Consider the following 18,638-nt stretch of genomic DNA (forward strand, 5'->3'; position numbering starts at 1 on the left):
CCTTTGTCTGTTGCAGGATGGGCCTTGCATAAGGGCAGGCCGGGGGGAGTCAATCAGACCAGGGCGGCAGCGGCAAGAAACAGCGTAGTGATCAGCCCGGCATCACGGTTCGATCGGAAGAGATGCAGGCAGCGGGCGGGGTCGTCGATATCCAGCCGCCGCATCTGCCACAGCAGGTGCCAGCCCATTGCCCAGGCGGCGGCCAGCCCCAGCAGCAGCGCCAGCGGCCCGGCCTGTGGCAGCAGGGCGATCAGCACCGCCAGCCCGATCAGCGATACCGTCAGCACCATGAACAGCGCCAGCCAGCGCGGGGTATGGGTGCCGAACAGGCGCGCGGTGGATTTCACGCCGATCAGCGCGTCATCCTCCTTGTCCTGATGGGCATAGATGGTGTCGTAGAACAGCGTCCAGGCGATGCCTGCGACGTATAGAAGCACCGGCGGCCAGGACAGGCTGCCGGCATGCGCCGCCCATCCCAGCAGTGCGCCCCAGTTGAAGGCGAGGCCCAGGAAGACCTGCGGCCACCATGTGAAGCGCTTGGCGAAGGGGTAGATCGCCACCGGGATCAGCGCGGCGATGCCAAGGGCGATGGCGAAACCGTTGAAGGTGAAGAGGATGGCGGCGGCGACCAGCGCCTGCGCCGCCATCCAGACGGCGGCCCCCTTGGCGGTGACCTGACCGGAGGGGATCGGGCGGGACCGGGTGCGCGCCACCGCCGCGTCGATATGCCGGTCGGTGATGTCGTTCCAGGTGCAGCCCGCGCCGCGCATCAGGAAGGCCCCCATGGCGCAGGCCAGCGCGATCCACAGGTCGGACCAGCGCGGCGCGTCGGCGGCGGCAGCCAGCGCAAGGCCCCACCAGCAGGGGATCAGCAGCAGCCAGGTGCCCACCGGGCGGTCGGCGCGCGACAGCCGCAACCAGGGGCGCGACCAGGCGGGCGCGGTATGGTCCACCCAGTTGCCGCGCACGGCGTCGGCGACCTGCCCTGTCGGCGGGGCAGTTTCTGGCTCTGGCATTCCGGGGGGCGCGGTCATAGGTTCGGCCTCATGGCAGCAGCGAAGATCAGGCTTTGTGTAGACCACCCGCTTGGTCAGGGGCAATCGCTTCCCCTGACCGAGGCGCAGGCGCATTACCTGTTCGGGGTGATGCGGCTGGCCGTTGGCGCGCCTCTGCTGCTGTTCAACGGGCGCGATGGCGAGTGGCTGGCGCGCGTGGCCGAGGCCGGCAAGCGGGGCGGCACCCTGACGTGCGAGGCGCAGACGGCGCCGCAGCGGATGCCGCCCGACCTGTGGCTGCTGTTCGCGCCGATCAAGAAGGCCCGCACCGATTTCATCGTGGAGAAGGCGGCAGAGCTGGGTGCCGCGCGGATCCTTCCAGTGCAGACAGACTTCACCAATGCCGACCGCATACGTCAGGACCGCCTGCAGGCCCATGCGCTGGAGGCGGCAGAGCAATGCGGCGGCACCTTCGTGCCCGAGGTGGCCGAGCTGGCGCCGCTGGCGCGGGTGCTGGCGGGATGGGATGCGGGGCGCCGTATCCTGTGGGCGGATGAATCGCTGCTGGGCGCGGCGGAGACTCTGGCCGGGGAAGCCCCCGGCCCCTGGGCGGTGCTGATCGGGCCGGAGGGCGGGTTTTCCGAAGCCGAGCGGGCGCGGCTGCGGGCGCTGCCCTTCGTGCGGCCGGTGTCGCTTGGCCCGCGCATCCTGCGCGCCGATACCGCGGCGGTGGCGGCGATCACGCTGTGGCAGGCCGCCCTGGGGGATTGGCGATGATCCGCGTTGCGGTCGCCGCCGATGCCCCGGCGCTGGAGGCATTTCTGGCGCGGCATCCCGAAACCTCGATGTTCCTGCGCCAGAATCTTGCCGCGCATGGCCCCGAGGGCGGCAGCCATGCCCATGCGGCGCGGTTCTGGTGGCTGGAGGATATGGGCGAAGTGGCCGGCGTGGTGGCGCTGACCCGGCAGGGGATGCTGCTGATGCAGGTGCCGGGCGTAGAGGCGCTGGCACCGGTCCGGCAAGCCTTGGCGGGCGAGCGCATTTCGGGCATGAACGGCGAGGCGGCGCAGGTGGCGCGGCTGCGTGCGGCGCTTGGGTTGGCGACTGAGCCGTGCAGTCTGGACCGGACCGAACCGCTGTATCGGATGGCGCTGGCGGATCTGCTTGTGCCGGGAGCGACGGACCTGCAGTTGCGCCCGGCAACGCCCGCCGATGCCGGGCTGCTGACCGGCTGGCGCGCGGACTATCTGGTGGAGACGCTGGGGGCCGTTCAGGGCCCGCGGACCGAGGCGGATGCGGCGGCGCAGGTTTCGGCCCTGACTGCGCAGGACCGGCTGCGGGTGTTGGAGCAGGCGGGCACGCCGGTGGCGATGACCAGCTTCAACGCGGTGCTGCCGGGGATCGTGCAGGTCGGCGGGGTGTTCACGCCCCCCGCCCGGCGCGGGCGCGGCCATGCCCGCGACGCGGTGGCGCTGCATCTGGCCGAGGCGCGGGCGGCGGGGGCAGGCGAGGCGATCCTTTTTGCCTCCGGCCCGCCGGCGATGCGCGCCTATGAAGGGATCGGGTTCCAGCGCATCGGGGGCTATCAATTGGTGTTTTTCGCAGCCCCCGCCGAGGTGCCCGCGCCATGATCCGCCCCGAGCTTGCAGCCGTCCTGCACCGCTGGCGCGAACCGCTGATCGCCGCCGCTGTGGCGCTGGCGGGGATCTGGGTGGCCACGCGCGGCGGCTGGCTGCTGGGGCCGATCGGCCTGATCTTCGCGGCACTTGGCACGGGGCTTGGCCTATCCGCCTTCCGCCGGGTGCGCTTTGCCCGGCAGGTCGGCGCGCCGGGCATTGTGGAGCTGGACGAGGGGCAGGTGGCCTATCTCGGCCCGGCCTCTGGCGGGTTCCTGTCGCTGCGCGAGCTGGCCGAGATCCGGCTGATCGCCGTGCAGGGCCAGCGGCACTGGCGGCTGAAGCAGGCCGACGGGCAGGCCCTCATCATTCCGGTGGATGCCGCGGGGGCGGAGGCGCTGTATGATGCCTTCGCCGCGCTGCCGGGCGTTGATATGGGCCGGTTTTTGGCGGCGATGGAGGCGGATGCCGTTCCGCCGGACCTGGCGCCGCCGCTGTGGCGCAGCATGACCCCGCTCGCGCGGCCTTGACTTGGCGCGCGCCGCGCTCCACCTCTGGCTCCGCGAAAAGAACGAACGAGGGGCCCATGTCCATTCCACAAAGCGGCGGCGGCCCGATCGAGCATTTCGACGAGCTGGCGGCCTATATCGCCAGCGGCGAGAAGCCGAAGGCGGATTGGCGCATCGGCACCGAGCATGAAAAATTCGGCTTCACCACCGGCGATCTGCTGCCGCTGCCCTATGAGGGTGCCGCCTCGATCCGCGCGATGCTGGAGGGGTTGCAGGCCCGCTTTGGCTGGACGCCCATCTTCGAGCAGGACAAGATCATCGGCCTGACCCGTGATGGCGCCAATGTCAGCCTGGAGCCGGGCGGGCAGTTCGAGCTGTCGGGCGCGCCGCTGGAAACGCTGCACCAGACCGCGGCAGAGCTGGATGACCATCTGCGCGAGGTGGCCGAGATTGCCGGGCCGATGGGCGCGGGTTTTGCCGGGCTTGGCGCCGCGCCGGTGTGGACCCATGCGCAGATGCCGATGATGCCCAAGGGCCGCTACCGGCTGATGACCGATTACATGGGCCGGGTCGGCACGCTGGGAACCCAGATGATGTACCGGACCTGCACCGTGCAGGTGAACCTCGATTTCAGCTCCGAAGCCGACATGGTGCAGAAGATGCGCGTCGCGCTGTCCCTGCAGCCGGTGGCGACGGCGCTATGTGCTTCCTCGCCGTTCCTCGAGGGCAAGCCGAACGGGCATAAAAGCTGGCGCAGCCGGATCTGGCGGGACCTTGACGCCGCGCGCACCGGGATGCTGCCCTTCATGTTCGAGGATGGCGCGGGATATGAACGGTGGGTGGATTACGTGCTCGATGTGCCGATGTATTTCGTCTACCGCGACGGGCAATATATCAACGCCCTTGGCCAGTCGTTCCGCGACTTCCTGAACGGCAAGCTGCCGGCGCTGCCCGGTGAGGTGCCGACGCTGTCGGACTGGGCCGATCACATGACGACGGTGTTCCCCGAGGCGCGGGTGAAGAAATACATCGAGATGCGCGGCGCCGATGCAGGCTCGCGCGACCAGATGGTGGCGCTGCCCGCGCTGTGGGTGGGGCTGACCTATGACCAGGGCGCGCTGGATGCGGCGACCGATCTGGTGAAGGGCTGGACCCATGAGACCCGCGAGGGGCTGCGCAAGGCGGCCTCCATCGACGGACTGCAGGGCGAGGCGGGCGGGGTGCGGCTGCAGGAACTGGCGGGCCGGGTGCTGGAGATTTCGGCGGCCGGGCTGGCGGCGCGGGGGCTTGGTGAAGAAGTCCTGCTCGACCCGTTCCGCGAGAGCGTGGCCAGCGGCAAGGTGCCGGCGGATCGGCTGCTGGACGCCTTCCATGGCGAATGGCAGGGCGATCTGGGCAATGTCTATGAGGCGACGCGGCTGTAACGCCGCGCGCCGCTAGCCCTTCTTGCCGATCTTCGGCTCGGTTCCGGCGCGCAGGCGCTGGATGTTGGCCCAGTGGCGCAGATAGACCAGCGCGGTCAGGATCATCCCCAGCAGGATCATGCTGTGGTTGCCGGTAAGCTGCATCCATAGCACCGAGGTTGCCGCCGCCACCAGCGCCGACAGCGAGGAATAGCGGCTGGCGATCGCCACGACCAGCCAGGTGGCGCAGCACAGCGCGCCCACCGGCCAGGCCAGTGCCAGCATGGTGCCAAGGAAGGTCGCCACCCCCTTGCCGCCCTTGAAGCCCAGCCAGACCGGGTAGAGGTGGCCCAGGAAGGCCGCGAGCCCCGCCAGTTGCGCCGCATCCGGCCCGACCAGCCAGCGCGCCAGCAACACCGCCGCCGCGCCCTTGCCGCCATCGAGCACCAGCGTCGCCGCCGCCGCGCCCTTGTTGCCGGTGCGCAGAACGTTGGTGGCGCCGATATTGCCCGAGCCGATGGCGCGCAGGTCGCCAAGGCCCATCATCCGGGTGATCAGCACGCCGAAGGGGATGGAGCCCAGAAGATAGGCGAGCAGCGCCGTTGCCAGCAGCATCCCGGCTCCGGTTTCGATGATCGGCATCATGCGGCTTCTCCCTGATCCGGCCCGAAGACCTGCTGCCCGCCGACGAAGGTTGCCAGCACCTTGCCCTCCATCCGCTGCCCGTCAAAGGGGGTGTTCTTGGATTTCGACCGCAGGGTGAAACGGTCCAGCACGAAGGGCGCATCGGGATCGAACAGTACCAGATCGGCCGGTGCCCCTTCGGCCAGACGGCCCTGCGGCAGGCCGAGCCGTTTGGCCGGGTTCAGCGACAGCGCGCGGAACAGCTGCGGCAGGTCGATATGGCCGGACTGATAAAGGCGCATCGCCGCGGGCAGCAGCGTCTGCAGCGCCACCGCGCCACTGGCGGCATCCTCATAGGGCAGGCGCTTGCTTTCCTCATCCTGCGGGGTGTGCATCGAGCTGATGATGTCGATCAGCCCGCTCGCCACCGCCTCCACCACCGCCAGCCGGTCCTGCTCATCGCGCAGCGGCGGCTTGACTTTGAAGAACGTGCGGTAGTCGCCGACATCGAGGTCATTCAGCGTCAGGTGATGGATGGAAACGCCTGCGGTCACATCCAGCCCGTTTGCCTTGGCCCGTTCCAGCGCCGGCAGGCTGCGGGCGCAGGTGATCTGGTCGGCATGCCAGCGCACCCCCGTCATCTCGACCAGCGCCAGATCCCGGTCGAGGCACATGGGTTCCGCCATCGGCGACACACCCGGCAACCCGCGCAGGCTGGCGAACTTGCCGGTGGTGACGGCGGCACCCGCCGAGAGGCCGGGGTCTTGCGGATGGCCGATCACCAGCGCCCCAAGGCTGCGGGCATAGGTCAGGGCGCGGGACAGCACCTTGGTATCGGTGACGACATGGTCGCAATCGGTGAAGGCGACGGCGCCCGCGTCGAGCAGGAAGCCGATCTCGGTCATCTCGCGGCCCGCGCGGCCCTTGGTCAGCGCGGCCATGTGGCGGATGCGCACCGGGCTGGCGCTGGCGGCGCGGCGGGTGACGAATTCCAGCATCTCGGGCGTGTCGAGCGCAGGCGTCGTATCGGGCCGCACGATCATGGTGGTGACGCCGCCCGCGGCCGCGGCAAGGCCGGCAGAGCGGAAGCTTTCCTTGTGCCGCTCGCCCGGTTCGCCGACCTTCACGCCGATATCGACGATGCCGGGGGCAAGGCACTTGCCGCCGCAGTCGATGATCCGCGCGCCCTTGGGGGCCGAGAGTGCGTCCACCAGTGCGATCACCCCGCCATCGAGGATCAGGTTGCCGTGGCGTTCCGTGCCCGCCTCGGGGTCGATCAGGCGGGCGTTTTCAAGGTAGATCGTCATGTTGCCAGCCCTATACCATTGTTCCAAGCGCCGCGCGGCCGCGTTCGGCGCGCAGGTTGCGGGCCAGAAGGTCCATGCAGGCCATGCGGACGGCCACGCCCATCTCTACCTGCTCCTGAATGACGCTGCGGTTGATGTCGTCGGCGATGGTGCCGTCGATTTCCACGCCGCGGTTCATCGGGCCCGGATGCATGACGATGGCATCGGGCTTGGCATGGGCGAGCTTTTCGGCATCCAGCCCGAAGCGGTGGAAATATTCGCGCTCGGACGGGATGAAGCCGCCATCCATCCGCTCTTTCTGAAGGCGCAGCATCATCACTACATCGGCATCCTTCAGCCCGGCGGCCATGTCGTCATAGACCTCGCAGCCGAACTCGGCGACGCCGGCGGGCATCAGCGTGGGCGGGCCGATCAGGCGGACGCGGTTTTCCATTTTTCCCAGCAGGATCAGGTTGCTGCGGGCGACGCGGCTATGGGCGATGTCGCCGCAGATCGCCACAGTCAGCCGATGGATCCGGCCCTTGGCGCGGCGGATGGTGAGCGCGTCGAGCAGCGCCTGCGTGGGGTGCTCGTGCCGCCCGTCACCGGCGTTCAGCACCGCGCAGTTTACCTTGGAGGCCAGCAGGTTGACCGCTCCACTCGCGCCGTGCCGCACCACCAGCAGGTCGGGGTGCATGGCGTTGAGGGTCAGGGCGGTGTCGATCAGCGTCTCGCCCTTCTTCACGCTGGACTGGGCCATGGTCATGTTCATGACGTCGGCGCCAAGGCGCTTGCCGGCAAGTTCGAAGCTGGATTGGGTGCGGGTGGAATTCTCGAAGAACATGTTGATCTGCGTCATCCCCGCCAGCGCATCGGTGCGCTTGATGGTGCGGCGGTTCAGGTCAACATATTGATCTGCAAGGTCAAGGATGGTGCGGATCTCGTCGGGGGCGAGATGTTCGATGCCCAGAAGGTGACGCGCGCGAAAGGACATGGGCGGGTTCCTGTGGCTGGATCGGTTGGGCGCTTATCGCAAAAGCCTCGGCGCGCGGCAAGGTCGCGGGCGCTTTACCTGAGGGGCCGGGACGCCTAGCTTGCGGCCATGTTGATGCCAGACCTTTCCCACCTCGATTCCCTGACGCTTCGGGCCATGCTGGAATGGCAGATGGAACTTGGCGCGACCGAGGCGATTGGCGATGTGCCGGTGGATCGCTATGCCGAGGTAGTGGCGCCGAAGCCTGTGGCGGCGCCCGTGGTGGCGCGGGCGGCGTTTCCTGATCCGGTGGGCGAGGTGGATTGCGTGGCCGAGGCGCGCAGCGCGGTTCAGGGGGTGCAGAGCCTTGCGGAGCTGGCGGCGGCGCAGGCGGCGTTCGAGCATTGCGAGATCCGGAAGGGTGCCCGCAACTTCGTGTTTTCAGACGGAAATCCTGCCGCGCGGGTGATGGTGATCGGCGAGGCGCCGGGGCGGGATGAGGATATCGAGGGCAAGCCGTTCGTGGGGCGGGCGGGGCAGCTTCTGGACCGGATGTTTGCGGCGATCGGGCTGGCGCGGGGAGCCGACGATCCGGCTAAGTCCTTGTATATCACGAACGTTATGCCGTGGCGGCCGCCGGCGAACCGCACCCCGGATGCCGACGAGATAGCGATGATGCTGCCGTTCCTGGAGCGACATGTGGCGTTGGCGGAGCCGGAGATCATCGTGCTGATGGGGAACACGCCCTGCAGCGCGGCGCTGGGGCGGGCGGGGATTTTGAAGCTGCGTGGCCAATGGGTTAGCGCCTTCGGCAAGGCGGCTATGCCTATGACGCACCCGGCCTATCTGCTGCGCAACACGGCGGCGAAACGCGAGGCCTGGGCGGATTTGCTGGCGGTGCAGGCAAGGTTGAGGAGCGGGGCATGAGAGAGTTCATTCCGGTGCGGATTGCGGTGCTGACGGTGTCGGATACGCGGGGGCTGGCCGAGGACCGGTCGGGCGATACCCTGGTCCAACGCATTGAAGATGCAGGACATATTCTGGCGGCGCGGCACATCTTGCCCGATGAGCGCGACCAGATCGCGGGGCAGCTGCGGGAATGGATCGCCGATCCGGGGATCGACGTGATCCTGAGCACGGGGGGCACCGGGCTGACCGGGCGCGACGTGACGGTAGAGGCGCACCGGGATGTCTATGAGAAGGAGATCGAGGCGTTCGGAACCGTCTTCACCCTTGTTTCCATGAAGAAAATCGGCACCAGCGCCGTGCAGAGCCGGGCTTGTGGCGGGGTGGCCGGGGGCACCTATCTGTTCGCGCTGCCGGGCAGCCCGGGGGCGTGCAAGGATGCCTGGGACGAGATCCTGAGCCTGCAGCTGGACTACCGGCACATGCCCTGCAACTTCGTCGAGATCCTGCCGCGGCTGGAGGAGCACCGGCGGCGGAAGTAGGGTCCGGCCGCTATGCGGAAACCATGCAGAACCCATACATATACCGTATGTAAACCGGAACTGTCGGGAATTGCCCCTAGCTGGGGCAGCCGCGCAGTTCCACGGCGCGGCCGTCGCCCAGAACGGTGATGGTCACGCGCGAGCGATCCAGCGCCACCGGGCCGCCCCGGGCCGGGATCAGGTCAGAGGTGCTGACCAGCCGTCCGCCCTCGCGCCGGGTTTCGGATTCGGAGACCCAGAGCTCGGGATCGGCGGTTTCGAACACCGCCACATCCTCGGCGCCGCCGGGAAGGTCGATCTGGGCGGTCAGCCGCAACCCGTCGCGGATCGGTTCGACCTGACAGCGGATCCCGTTGAAGCCGGCAGCCTTGGCGCCCATCGGTTGATCGGCCAGCGCGGCGCGGATCGAGGCATCGGGGGCACCGCCGCGGGGGATGTCTGCGCCGAGTTGCAGCGAGACCGGGACGCAGATGTCGCTGCACACCCCCATGTCGATGCTGGCCTGCAGGCGGATCGGTTGGGCCGGATCGCGCGGGGTGATTTCCAGCGGCAGCACCAGTTGATGCGTGTAGCCGATGGTGCGCATGCCGTTCAGGTAGAATACCTCGGGCGTCGGCCAGTGGAAACGGACCGAGGCGACGTTCTGGGACCCCGACCAGTCGAATTGCGGGGGGATGCCGGCATCGCCGGGCGCGCGCCAATAGGTCTTCCACCCGTCCGCCAGATCGAGGCGCAGGGCGGCCATCTGGGTGCCGCTGTCCGTGGTCCAGCCGCCGAGGAAGCCGGCGCGGATCAGGTCATGCGGCACCGCCTCGGCCGTGGCCGGGAGCGCGCCCGACAGGCACAGCGCAAGGGCTGCAGCGAAACCGCGAAGGGCCGCGGCGGGGCGGCGGGGGGTGCTGGACGACGGTTTTGCAATCATGGCGCGAGGTTTATCCCCCGCTGGCCCAGAGGGAAGTCACATTTCCGCCAATGGACGGGGACTGTGGCCGGTGCGCCACCTCAGATCCCTTGCGCAGGTGCGCGCCCGGCGCGATGGTCGGGGCATGGAAGAGCACATGGACCTGACCGGAAAACTGCTGATCGCCATGCCCGGCATGGGCGATACGCGCTTTGACAAGAGCGTCATCTACCTTTGCGCGCATTCGCCCGAGGGGGCGATGGGGCTGATCGTCAACAAGCCGGCGCATGACCTGTCGTTCTCGCATCTGCTGGCCCAGCTGGGGGTACAGAAGGGGCCGGGCAGGGCGGATATCCGGGTGCATTTCGGCGGGCCGGTGGAGCATGGGCGGGGCTTCGTGCTGCATACGGCGGACTATCCGGGCGGGGATGCGACGCTGAACGTGGATGCGCGGTTCTCGATGACGGCGACGATGGATATTTTGCAGGCGATTGCCGAGGGGCAGGGGCCGGAGCGGTTCATCATGGCGCTGGGCTATGCGGGCTGGGGGCCGGGGCAGCTGGAGCAGGAGATCTTGCGCAACGGCTGGCTGACGGCCGAGGCGGGGCCGGAGCTGGTGTTTTCGGTGCAGAACTCGGCCAAGTGGGAGCAGGCGCTGCGGACGCTGGGGGTGGACCCGGTGGGGCTGTCGGGGGCTGCGGGGCGGGCTTAGGGCAAGTCGCAACGGAGGGCGGGGCCCGTCCGCCGGGTGGGCGTGCGACGCCTGTTCTAGGCACTTTATGGTGCGGCTTACCTCCACCGAATTTCTAGGCGGAACCGTGAGGAGCGCCCGCCCGGGGGGCGGACGGGCGCTGCCCGGCGGCGCCAAGGCGCCTTGATCCCGGGCAAGAGGGAAGTGGGTCGCTGAACGGCCCCAAGCTTGACCCTGCGAGAGCCATTGGCTACCCCGGTGCCCAACGCTTTTCGCAGTTTGGCCGGGCGGCGCTGCGCTGCTGGCCCTTGGAGGACATATGGCAAATCCCTCGATCCTTATCCTGGCCGGCGACGGCATCGGCCCCGAGGTCATGGCCGAGGTCAAGAAGATCATCGGCTGGTTCGGCGACAAGCGCGGCATCGCGTTCGATGTCACCGAAGATCTGGTCGGCGGGTCGGCCTATGATGTGCATGGCACGCCGCTGACCGATGAAACGATGGCCAAGGCGCAGGCCGCGGATGCGGTGCTGCTGGGCGCTGTCGGCGGGCCGAAATATGACGTGCTGGATTTCAGCGTGAAGCCGGAGCGGGGCCTGCTGCGCCTGCGCAAGGAGATGGACCTGTTTTCCAACCTGCGCCCGGCGCAGTGCTTTGACGCGCTGGCGGATTTCTCGTCGCTGAAGAAGGAGGTCGTCGCGGGCCTCGACATCATGATCGTGCGCGAGCTGACCTCGGGCGTGTATTTCGGCGAGCCGCGGGGGATTTTCCCCGACAACGAGGGCGGGCGCGTGGGGGTGAACACGCAGCGCTATACGACGGATGAGATCCGCCGGGTGGCGCGGTCGGCCTTCGAACTGGCGCGGCGGCGGGGCAACAAGGTCTGCTCGATGGAGAAGGCCAATGTCATGGAATCGGGCATCCTGTGGCGCGAGGAAGTGCAGTGGGTGCATGACAACGAATACCCGGATGTCGAGCTGTCGCACATGTACGCCGATGCAGGGGCGATGCAGCTGGTGCGCTGGCCCAAGCAGTTCGACGTGATCGTGACCGACAACCTGTTCGGGGACCTGCTGTCCGACTGCGCGGCGATGCTGACGGGCAGCCTGGGGATGCTGCCCTCGGCCAGCCTGGGCGCGCCGACGGAAAGCGGGCGGCCGAAGGCATTGTACGAACCCGTGCATGGCTCGGCGCCCGATATTGCCGGGCAGGGCAAGGCCAACCCGATCGCCTGCATCCTCAGCTTTGCGATGGCGCTGCGCTATTCCTTCGATCTGGGCGAAGAGGCGAGCCGGGTCGAGCGGGCAGTGGAAGCGGTGCTGGCGGATGGCGCGCGCACGGCGGACCTGATGGGGCCCGAGGGCGGCGTGCCGGTGAGCACGGCCGGGATGGGCGACCTGATCGTGCAGGCGCTGGACGCGAGCCTCTAACTACAGCGCGTAATGGGCGATCCGCTCGGCATGATGCGCCGAGCGGGTCAGCCAGCGCGAGGCGTCGGTCAGGTCGAAGACGCCCTCGGGGCTGACGAGGCCGGCATGTTCGCGCAAGAGCGCCGAGCGGCGCAGGCGATGGGCGCGGTGCAGGAGGGTGGCTTCGAGTCGGGCCAACTGGCGGGCGGTGGCGGGGTCACGCGGGGCCTGCGCCGCGCGGGTCAGGGCGGCGCCGAAGGCATAGGCGGGGCGGCGCAGCACCGGGTCTCGGGCCAGAAGCGCGATGCGGTCCGTCTGCGCGGCGCGATGGGCGAGGCGCTGCAGGTGGTCGAAGCGGTGCAGCGCGGCGGACCTGCGGGCGAGGGTGGCGGCATCGCCCTCGGCCACGCGGATGCGGGTCAGGAAGGATTCCAGATCGTCGAGGGCGGGCTGGAGGAGGGGCGCCAGTTCGTCCAGCGGGGCGGTGTCGCCGGTGGGGCCGAGCCGGGTGCCGAGGGCGGTACAGAGGGCCGAAGCAATGGCGTCGGTCGCGGCCCCGGCGGCATCGAGCGCGGCGCCGGGATCGGCCAGCAACGCCGGGTCCAGCTTCTGGGTCAGGCTGGGGCTGCGGCCGGGAACAAGGCGCTCTATCAGCCGGGCGAACGGCGCGGTGAGCGGCAGCATCAGCATAACACCCAAGAGGTTGAAGGCGGTGTGGAAGGCGACCAGCGCGGCGGGCGCGTCGCCCCCGGTCAGCATCGCCAGCGCCGGCGCGGCCCAGCCGACCACGGCAAAGGCGGCAAGCCCGGTCACCACGTTATAGGCCACATGCGCCATCGCGGTGCGGCGCATGTCGCGCGAGCCGCCGATGGTGGCGATCAGCGACTTGAAGGTGGTGCCGATATCCATGCCGATCACCATCGCCGCCGCCTGCGGCAGGCTGATCGCGCCAGAGGTCAGCAGCACCAGCGCCATTGCCACCCCGGCGCTGGAGGACTGGATCACCAGTGTCACGCCGATGCCGATGCCCAGGAGGGCCAGCCGCCCGGCCAGCGTGTCGCCGGGCAGGCGGTCGAAGACCAGCCAGGTCTCGAAGGCGCCGGTGCCCTGCTGCATCAGGTCGAAGCCGAGGAAGATCAGGCTGAACCCGGCCAAGAGCGTGCCCGCCCGCGCCCAGGCGCCCCCGGCCAGCGCCCGGAGCAGGGCCGCCGCCAGCAGCATCGGCAGCGCGGCCATGCCGAGCTGCAGCTTGACCCCCAGCAGCACGACCATCCATCCGGTGATCGTGGTGCCGACATTGGCGCCATAGATGATGCCGATGGCCTGTGGGAAGGTCAGCAGCCCGGCGCCGACAAAGCCGATGGTGGTGACAAGGACCGCGCTGGAGGATTGCACCACGGCCGTGGCGGCGGCCCCGGTCACCGCGCCGGAGAGGGGCGAGGTGGTGAAGCGGCGCAGCGCCTCGCGCAGCTGGCGGCTGGCGAGTTGGCGCAGCGCGTCGGTCATCATCTGCATCCCGAGGATGTAGAGGCCGATGCCGCCGGCCAGCAGCAGAAGGTTCTGGGTCATCGGTGTCGTCCCCCGCGCAGGCGGGATCCCGCGCTGGGCGCAGGATCGCAGAGCCGGGAACCCGGGGCAAGAATGCTGCGTTTGCGAAAGGCCGGCCGCGGCGGCAAAGGTGCGTTGAGTTGCCGCGGCAAATCTGGCAGCACGGGCGCAGAGGGTGCCCGGACCCGGCACGGTTCCCGGCGCGCAGCGAAGGAAGGCAATCACCATGGCCATCGGCAATTCAAGCCTGCGCGGCGCGGTGCTGGCGCTGGCGGCGATGGGGATCTTTGCCACCCATGACGTGGTGGTGAAGCAGTTGGGGACAAGCTATTCCGCCATCCAGATCGTGTTCTTCGCCGCGCTGATGAGCTTTCCGGTGGTGTCGGTGATCCTGCTCAGCGACCGGACCTCGGGCACGCTCAGGCCGGTGCATCCCTGGTGGATCTTGCTGCGCAGCGTCTGCACGGTGACCTGCGGGGTGACGGCGTTCTATGCGTTTTCCAAGCTGCCGCTGGCGCAGACCTATGCGATCCTGTTTGCCACGCCGCTGCTGATCACGGTGATCGCCATCCCGCTGCTGGGCGAGACGGTGCGGCTGCGGCGCTGGGCGGCGGTGATCTGCGGGCTGGTGGGGGTGATGGTGGTGCTGCGGCCGGGATCGACCGACCTAGGCAGCGGCCATCTGGCGGCGCTGGTGTCCGCCATGACCGGGGCGCTGGCATCCGTCATCGTGCGCAAGATCGGCAGCGAGGAACGGTCGGTCGTGCTGCTGCTGTTCCCGATGGTGGGCAACTTCCTGGCGATGGGGGCGCTGCTGCCTTTCGTCTATCAGCCGATGCCGATCGAGCATCTGGGGCTGATCTGCATCATCGCTTTGTTCGGGATTGCCGGGTCGCTGCTGGTGATTGCCGCCTACCGGTCCGGCGAGGCGGTGATCGTGGCGCCGATGCAGTATTCGCAGATCCTGTGGGCGACCGGCTATGGCTGGTTCCTGTTCGATGAGCGGCTGGACGGCGGCACCGTGCTGGGCGCGTCGATCATCATCGGGTCGGGCCTGTACATCCTGTTCCGCGAGAGCCGGTCGGACGCGTCGCAGAACCAGCCGGTGCTGCAGACGCGGCTGCGGCAGGAGACGGTGACCACCCCGCGCGCCGGGCTGCTGCAGCGCATCCTGCGTCTGGGCGGCGACCGCACGATGACCGGGCAGGGTCGCTGAGGGCTGTGCTTGCGATGCCCCTTGCAAATGCGCGCGAGACCCGGTAACTCGCCGCTCACGGTCGGAGCGTAGCGCAGCCTGGTAGCGCACCTGCTTCGGGAGCAGGGGGTCGGAGGTTCGAATCCTCTCGCTCCGACCAATGAAATCCCGAGGCTTCCGGTGGGATTTCGAGTGAGGGACGGTGGCTGCCTTGCGGGGTGGCGGGACGTCCGGGTTGATCTGATACAGACATTGATGGTTCGGACTGCGCGGGTTGGTTCGTTGCGGGGGATGCGGGATGAAATTCGCCTATCTGATAGAGCCGCCGTTCAATGACCGGGATGCCTCGGGCGCGGTGCTTGGCCATGACGTCGAGATCGCCCGGCATGTGTTTGCCGAGTTGGGGGCGCCGTTCGAGCCGGTGGAGGCGGAGTTCGCGCAGCTTCTGCCGGGGCTTGCGGAGGGGCACTGGCAGATGACGACCGGCCTCTTCGCGACACCGGAGCGCGGACGGATTGCGGCATTCACGCATCCGATCTGGGCACTGCCGGACGGGTTGCTGGTGCGCGCGGGCAACCCGCTGGGGCTTGCCGGCTATCGCTCGGTGGCCGCGCATGGGTCGGCGGTGCTGGCGGTGATCCAGGACCAGTTGCAGCACCGATCCGCCGTGGCGTTCGGGATGCCGGACGCGCGGCTGCGGATCTTCGAGACCTATAGCGAGGCTGCCGAGGCGGTGCGGGACGGGCGCGCGGATGGCTATGCCAGCGTTGCGCGCGCACATGCGGGGTTTTTGGCGCAGAGGCCGGGGTTGGGGCTGGAGTCCGTGGATGTGCCCCATGCGGAGAAGCCGCCGGCGTTCGGGGCCTTCGCCGTTGCGCTGGACGACCGGGAGCTTCTGGGGCGCGTCAATGCGGTGCTGGCGGGGTTCCTTGGTTCGGTGGAGCATCGGGATGTTGCCGGACGGTATGGGTTCTCGGACGGCGAGGTCGATCTGGTGACGAGAGAGTGATGCCGAGCCTGGACTACCGGGCCGCCGCCAAGCGCTAAGGTTAGCGGCGGCCTTCGGCGTCACGCAATCCCATACCGCGTCCGGGCCTCGGCGAAGGACAGCAGCCGGCCCTGCGCCTCGTCCCACAGGTGCAGCTTCACGGTGGCGAGGCTGTCGCGGATGGTCATCCGCTGCGCATCGGCCAGTTCGCGGTGGTCGCGGATCACCTCGGGCAGCCGGTAGAACGGGATGCGCGAATAGAGGTGATGCACGTGGTGGATGCCGATATTGCCCGAGAGCCAGCGCAGCGGGGGCGGCAGGACATAGTGCGAGCTGCCCTCGAGCGCGGCATCGTGCAGCTGCCAATCCTCTTCCTTCGACCAGTGGGTGTCTTCGAACTGGTGCTGGACGTAGAACAGCCACATGCCGATGGTTGCCGCCATGACCGAGGTGGGCAGGAAGACCAGCAGCACCGGCCAGAGACCGCCGAACCAGATGATCAGCCCCACGGCGATGCCGATCATCGCATTGGTGCCCATCGCCGAGGTCCAGTGCCGCCAGCCGGAGTTCATCAGGCCGAAGGGCAGCCGGTTCTGCAGGATGAACAGGTAGCTGGGCCCCAGCAGGAACAGCACGACCGGGTGACGATAGAGCCGGTAGAGCAGGCGCCCGGAGGGGGAGCGCGCGCGGTATTCCTCGATCGTCAGGGTCATCACATCGCCGATGCCGCGACGGCCGAGATTGCCGTGATGGGCGTGATGGATGGAATGGGTGCGCCGCCAGACGGCATAGGGCGTGAGGGTGAGGACGCCGAGCACGCGCCCGACCCAGTCCTGCGCGCGGCGGTTCTTGAGGAACGCGCCGTGGCCGCAATCATGCTGGATGATGAAGATCCGCACCAGGAAGGCGCCGTTGGCGACGGCAAGCGCAAGCGCAAGCCAGGGGCTGACCGAGAGCGCCATCCAGGCCAGCGCCCAGAGTGCAAACAGCGGGATCAGCGTCACCGCCAGCTCGAACAGGCTGCGCCGGGTCGAAGGTTCGCGGTAGCGCGCCAGAATGCTGAGCCATTCGCGGGCGGTTCGGGGGGATTGGCTGGGTTCGGACATCAACGCCTGCGGTTTCGTGCCGGGTGTGTCCCGGCAGGTTCCTGTCGAGCCTTGGCAGAAAACCATCGAGCAAGCGGTCCGTTCAGGCACGTATGAGCTAAGGCCTGTTGCCCGCATTTTCAACTGGTTTGATTGTCTCAGGCCGATCACTGCCGATCACGATCGGAGGTTGGGACCATGCCCCCGACGGCATGATCGCCGCGCCTTTGCCAACCCTCCGCCGCGCTGCTATGCCAAGACAAACCCCTTCGGCGGAGGCCCCATGCTGCGATTGTTCGGGCGCAAGCGCGCCATCACCCGGATCGGGCTGACCCCGCCGCCGGCGGAGCCGGGGCGGGCGGGGCTGGCGATCGTGCTGATCGTGCGCAACGAGGCGCGGCATATCGGGGAATGGGCGCGGTTCCATGCGGCGGCGGGGGTGCGGCGCTTCATCGTCTATGACAATGGCTGCACGGACGGGACGCTGGAGGCGCTGGAGGCGGCGGTGCCGGGGATGGCGGTGGTGATCCCCTGGGACCAGAAGTTGACGGCGGGGACGGCCGAGATCCACAATCAGGTGCTGGCCTATGCCCATGCCACGCGCAACTTTGGCGGGGCGTTCCGCTGGATGAGCTATCTGGATGTCGACGAGTTTCTGGTGCCGAAGCGGGCGGCCAGCCTGACGGAGGCGCTGGCGCATCTGGAAAAGTGGCGGAACATCAGCCTGCCCTGGCACATGTTCGGGCGGAACGGGCATGGGGAGGCTCCGGCAGGCGGGGTGGTACAGAACTACACCCGGCGCAATCCGGGTCCGATGAGCGCGGCGAAGGGGCTGCGGAACTTCAAGATGATCGTGGACCCGTGCCATGTGACGGCGATCCGGGTGCATACGATCTGGACGGATGGCAGCGATGCGACCTGCAATGACCGGGGGCAGCAGTTCAGCGCGGCGGGGCGCGAGGCGCCAGGGTTCTATTCGGCGGATCACATCCAGCTGAACCATTACTACACCCGGTCAGACAGCGAATTGCGCGCCAAGATCGCGCGGGGGCCGAACCTGACCACGCCCGATGCCGACCATCTGCGCCGGGTGATGCGCAAGGTGGCGCATATCGAGGCGGGGGAGATCGAGGACCGCAGTGCGCCGGAGTTTCTGGCACGGATCGGGGGCTGAGGGTGGTTGTTCGCGTTTCGGGCGCGGCGCGCGGAAACTTGTCCTTTTGCAGGGTGCGACGACGCGGGGGCTGAAATCCTGTTCCGGTTCGCCTATCTGGGAGGGGACCGCGAATCTTTACAGGAGAGCCGAACATGGGCCTGCGCATCAACGATATCGCCCCCGATTTCACCGCCGAGTCGACCTCCGGCACCATCAGGTTCCACGACTGGATCGGCGACAGCTATGCGATCATCTTCTCGCATCCCAAGGATTTCACCCCGGTCTGCACCACCGAGTTCGGCGCGGTGGCCCAGCTGGCCGGCGAGTTCGAGGCGCGCAAGACCAAGGTGATCGGCGTGTCGGTGGACAGCGTCGAGGAACACCACAAGTGGATGGCGGATATCGAGAAATTCGCAGGCGCACCGGCGAACTTCCCGATCATCGACGACACCTCGCTGACCGTGGCCAAGGCCTATGACATGCTGCCGGCCGATGCCTACCTGCCCGATGGCCGCACCCCGGCGCATTCGGCGACGGTGCGCACCGTGTTCATCATCGGGCCGGACAAGAAGGTGCGGCTGACGATGACCTATCCGATGTCGGTGGGCCGCAACTTCGCCGAAGTGCTGCGCGCGCTGGATGCGGTGCGGGCGACCGATGGCGTGCCGTTTGCCACCCCGGCCAACTGGGTGCCCGGGCAGGACGTGATCGTGGCGCTGTCGGTTCCGACCGACGAGGCGACGGCGAAATACGGCGAGCTGGACATCAAGCTGCCCTATCTGCGCTTTGCCAAGGCGCCGGTCTGAACAATT

At 68.3% G+C, this 18,638-nt stretch carries 19 protein-coding genes and 1 tRNA gene; 13 read left to right on the forward strand and 7 right to left on the reverse strand.

Translation table 11 applies throughout. The annotated features are described in order from the left end of the window. Positions 1–53: 53 nt before the first annotated feature. Positions 54–1,034 carry a 4-hydroxybenzoate octaprenyltransferase gene (gene ubiA / locus GVY41_RS11330; protein ID WP_229726028.1) on the reverse strand — a complete coding sequence of 327 codons (981 nt, stop codon included), beginning with the start codon at positions 1,032–1,034 and terminating at the stop codon, positions 54–56. Positions 1,035–1,046: 12 nt separating this feature from the next. Here ubiA and GVY41_RS11335 point away from each other — a divergent pair, with 12 nt between their 5' ends. Genes GVY41_RS11335 through GVY41_RS11350 form a run of 4 tightly spaced genes read left to right on the forward strand, consistent with a single transcriptional unit; the run spans position 1,047 to position 4,544 of the window. Then, positions 1,047–1,772, forward strand: a complete 726-nt coding sequence (locus GVY41_RS11335; protein ID WP_161346500.1) for a 16S rRNA (uracil(1498)-N(3))-methyltransferase — start codon at positions 1,047–1,049, stop codon at positions 1,770–1,772. Then, positions 1,769–2,626, forward strand: coding sequence for a GNAT family N-acetyltransferase (locus GVY41_RS11340; RefSeq protein ID WP_161346501.1), 858 nt, complete (start codon positions 1,769–1,771; stop codon positions 2,624–2,626). Before GVY41_RS11335 ends, GVY41_RS11340 begins: the two co-directional genes overlap by 4 nt. Beyond that, positions 2,623–3,141, forward strand: a complete 519-nt coding sequence (locus GVY41_RS11345; protein WP_161346503.1) for a hypothetical protein — start codon at positions 2,623–2,625, stop codon at positions 3,139–3,141. Before GVY41_RS11340 ends, GVY41_RS11345 begins: the two co-directional genes overlap by 4 nt. A 56-nt stretch (positions 3,142–3,197) precedes the next feature. After that, entirely contained in the window at positions 3,198–4,544 is a 1,347-nt protein-coding gene (locus tag GVY41_RS11350; protein ID WP_161346505.1) for a glutamate--cysteine ligase, read from the forward strand. A gap of 12 nt (positions 4,545–4,556) precedes the next feature. On the opposite strand, the gene plsY is transcribed toward GVY41_RS11350, so the two are convergent. From plsY to GVY41_RS11365, 3 genes are read right to left on the reverse strand one after another with little or no spacing between them, the layout of a single operon-like run. Further along, complete coding sequence (gene plsY, locus GVY41_RS11355; protein ID WP_161346639.1) at positions 4,557–5,165, reverse strand: glycerol-3-phosphate 1-O-acyltransferase PlsY; 609 nt, start codon at positions 5,163–5,165, stop codon at positions 4,557–4,559. Beyond that, on the reverse strand, positions 5,165–6,454 hold the full coding sequence (gene pyrC / locus GVY41_RS11360; RefSeq protein ID WP_161346507.1) for a dihydroorotase: 1,290 nt from the start codon (positions 6,452–6,454) through the stop codon (positions 5,165–5,167). Before pyrC ends, plsY begins: the two co-directional genes overlap by 1 nt. A 10-nt stretch (positions 6,455–6,464) precedes the next feature. Further along, the gene (locus GVY41_RS11365; RefSeq protein WP_161346509.1) at positions 6,465–7,427 is read right to left on the reverse strand and encodes an aspartate carbamoyltransferase catalytic subunit; all 963 of its coding nucleotides are present in this window, start codon (positions 7,425–7,427) and stop codon (positions 6,465–6,467) included. A gap of 114 nt (positions 7,428–7,541) precedes the next feature. On the opposite strand from GVY41_RS11365, the gene GVY41_RS11370 reads away from it, so the two are divergent. Both GVY41_RS11370 and moaB read left to right on the forward strand, forming a co-directional pair. Continuing rightward, a complete protein-coding gene (locus tag GVY41_RS11370) occupies positions 7,542–8,333 on the forward strand; it encodes a uracil-DNA glycosylase (RefSeq protein WP_161346511.1) in 792 nt (263 codons plus the stop codon). After that, complete coding sequence (gene moaB, locus GVY41_RS11375; RefSeq protein WP_161346513.1) at positions 8,330–8,854, forward strand: molybdenum cofactor biosynthesis protein B; 525 nt, start codon at positions 8,330–8,332, stop codon at positions 8,852–8,854. The genes GVY41_RS11370 and moaB overlap by 4 nt, the downstream gene beginning before the upstream one ends. Before the next feature lie 76 nt (positions 8,855–8,930). Here moaB and GVY41_RS11380 read toward each other — a convergent pair whose 3' ends face one another. Beyond that, entirely contained in the window at positions 8,931–9,776 is an 846-nt protein-coding gene (locus tag GVY41_RS11380) for a protein-disulfide reductase DsbD domain-containing protein (protein ID WP_161346515.1), read from the reverse strand. A 136-nt stretch (positions 9,777–9,912) separates the two neighbouring features. Here GVY41_RS11380 and GVY41_RS11385 point away from each other — a divergent pair, with 136 nt between their 5' ends. Beyond that, positions 9,913–10,467, forward strand: a complete 555-nt coding sequence (locus tag GVY41_RS11385; protein ID WP_161346517.1) for a YqgE/AlgH family protein — start codon at positions 9,913–9,915, stop codon at positions 10,465–10,467. A 298-nt stretch (positions 10,468–10,765) separates the two neighbouring features. Beyond that, positions 10,766–11,875 carry a 3-isopropylmalate dehydrogenase gene (gene leuB, locus GVY41_RS11390; RefSeq protein ID WP_161346519.1) on the forward strand — a complete coding sequence of 370 codons (1,110 nt, stop codon included), beginning with the start codon at positions 10,766–10,768 and terminating at the stop codon, positions 11,873–11,875. Here the strand turns inward: leuB and GVY41_RS11395 are convergent, their stop codons facing one another. Next, the gene (locus GVY41_RS11395) at positions 11,876–13,423 is read right to left on the reverse strand and encodes a Na/Pi cotransporter family protein (protein WP_161346521.1); all 1,548 of its coding nucleotides are present in this window, start codon (positions 13,421–13,423) and stop codon (positions 11,876–11,878) included. A gap of 205 nt (positions 13,424–13,628) precedes the next feature. On the opposite strand from GVY41_RS11395, the gene GVY41_RS11400 reads away from it, so the two are divergent. From GVY41_RS11400 to GVY41_RS11410, 3 genes are all read left to right on the forward strand, one after another. Beyond that, a complete protein-coding gene (locus GVY41_RS11400; RefSeq protein WP_161346523.1) occupies positions 13,629–14,618 on the forward strand; it encodes a DMT family transporter in 990 nt (329 codons plus the stop codon). A 62-nt stretch (positions 14,619–14,680) separates the two neighbouring features. Next, positions 14,681–14,757: transfer RNA gene (locus GVY41_RS11405), tRNA-Pro, on the forward strand. Between the two features lie 138 nt (positions 14,758–14,895). After that, a complete protein-coding gene (locus GVY41_RS11410) occupies positions 14,896–15,606 on the forward strand; it encodes a transporter substrate-binding domain-containing protein (RefSeq protein WP_161346525.1) in 711 nt (236 codons plus the stop codon). A 59-nt stretch (positions 15,607–15,665) separates the two neighbouring features. Here the strand turns inward: GVY41_RS11410 and GVY41_RS11415 are convergent, their stop codons facing one another. Further along, positions 15,666–16,691 carry a fatty acid desaturase gene (locus GVY41_RS11415; protein WP_161346527.1) on the reverse strand — a complete coding sequence of 342 codons (1,026 nt, stop codon included), beginning with the start codon at positions 16,689–16,691 and terminating at the stop codon, positions 15,666–15,668. A 262-nt stretch (positions 16,692–16,953) separates the two neighbouring features. Between GVY41_RS11415 and GVY41_RS11420 the strand changes: the two genes are divergently transcribed. Both GVY41_RS11420 and GVY41_RS11425 read left to right on the forward strand, forming a co-directional pair. Continuing rightward, a complete protein-coding gene (locus GVY41_RS11420; protein WP_161346529.1) occupies positions 16,954–17,844 on the forward strand; it encodes a glycosyltransferase family 92 protein in 891 nt (296 codons plus the stop codon). A 134-nt stretch (positions 17,845–17,978) separates the two neighbouring features. Beyond that, complete coding sequence (locus GVY41_RS11425; protein WP_161346531.1) at positions 17,979–18,632, forward strand: peroxiredoxin; 654 nt, start codon at positions 17,979–17,981, stop codon at positions 18,630–18,632. Positions 18,633–18,638 lie beyond the last annotated feature (6 nt).

Origin of the sequence: Frigidibacter albus (genome assembly GCF_009908165.1) — a bacterium.
GTDB lineage: Bacteria > Pseudomonadota > Alphaproteobacteria > Rhodobacterales > Rhodobacteraceae > Frigidibacter > Frigidibacter albus.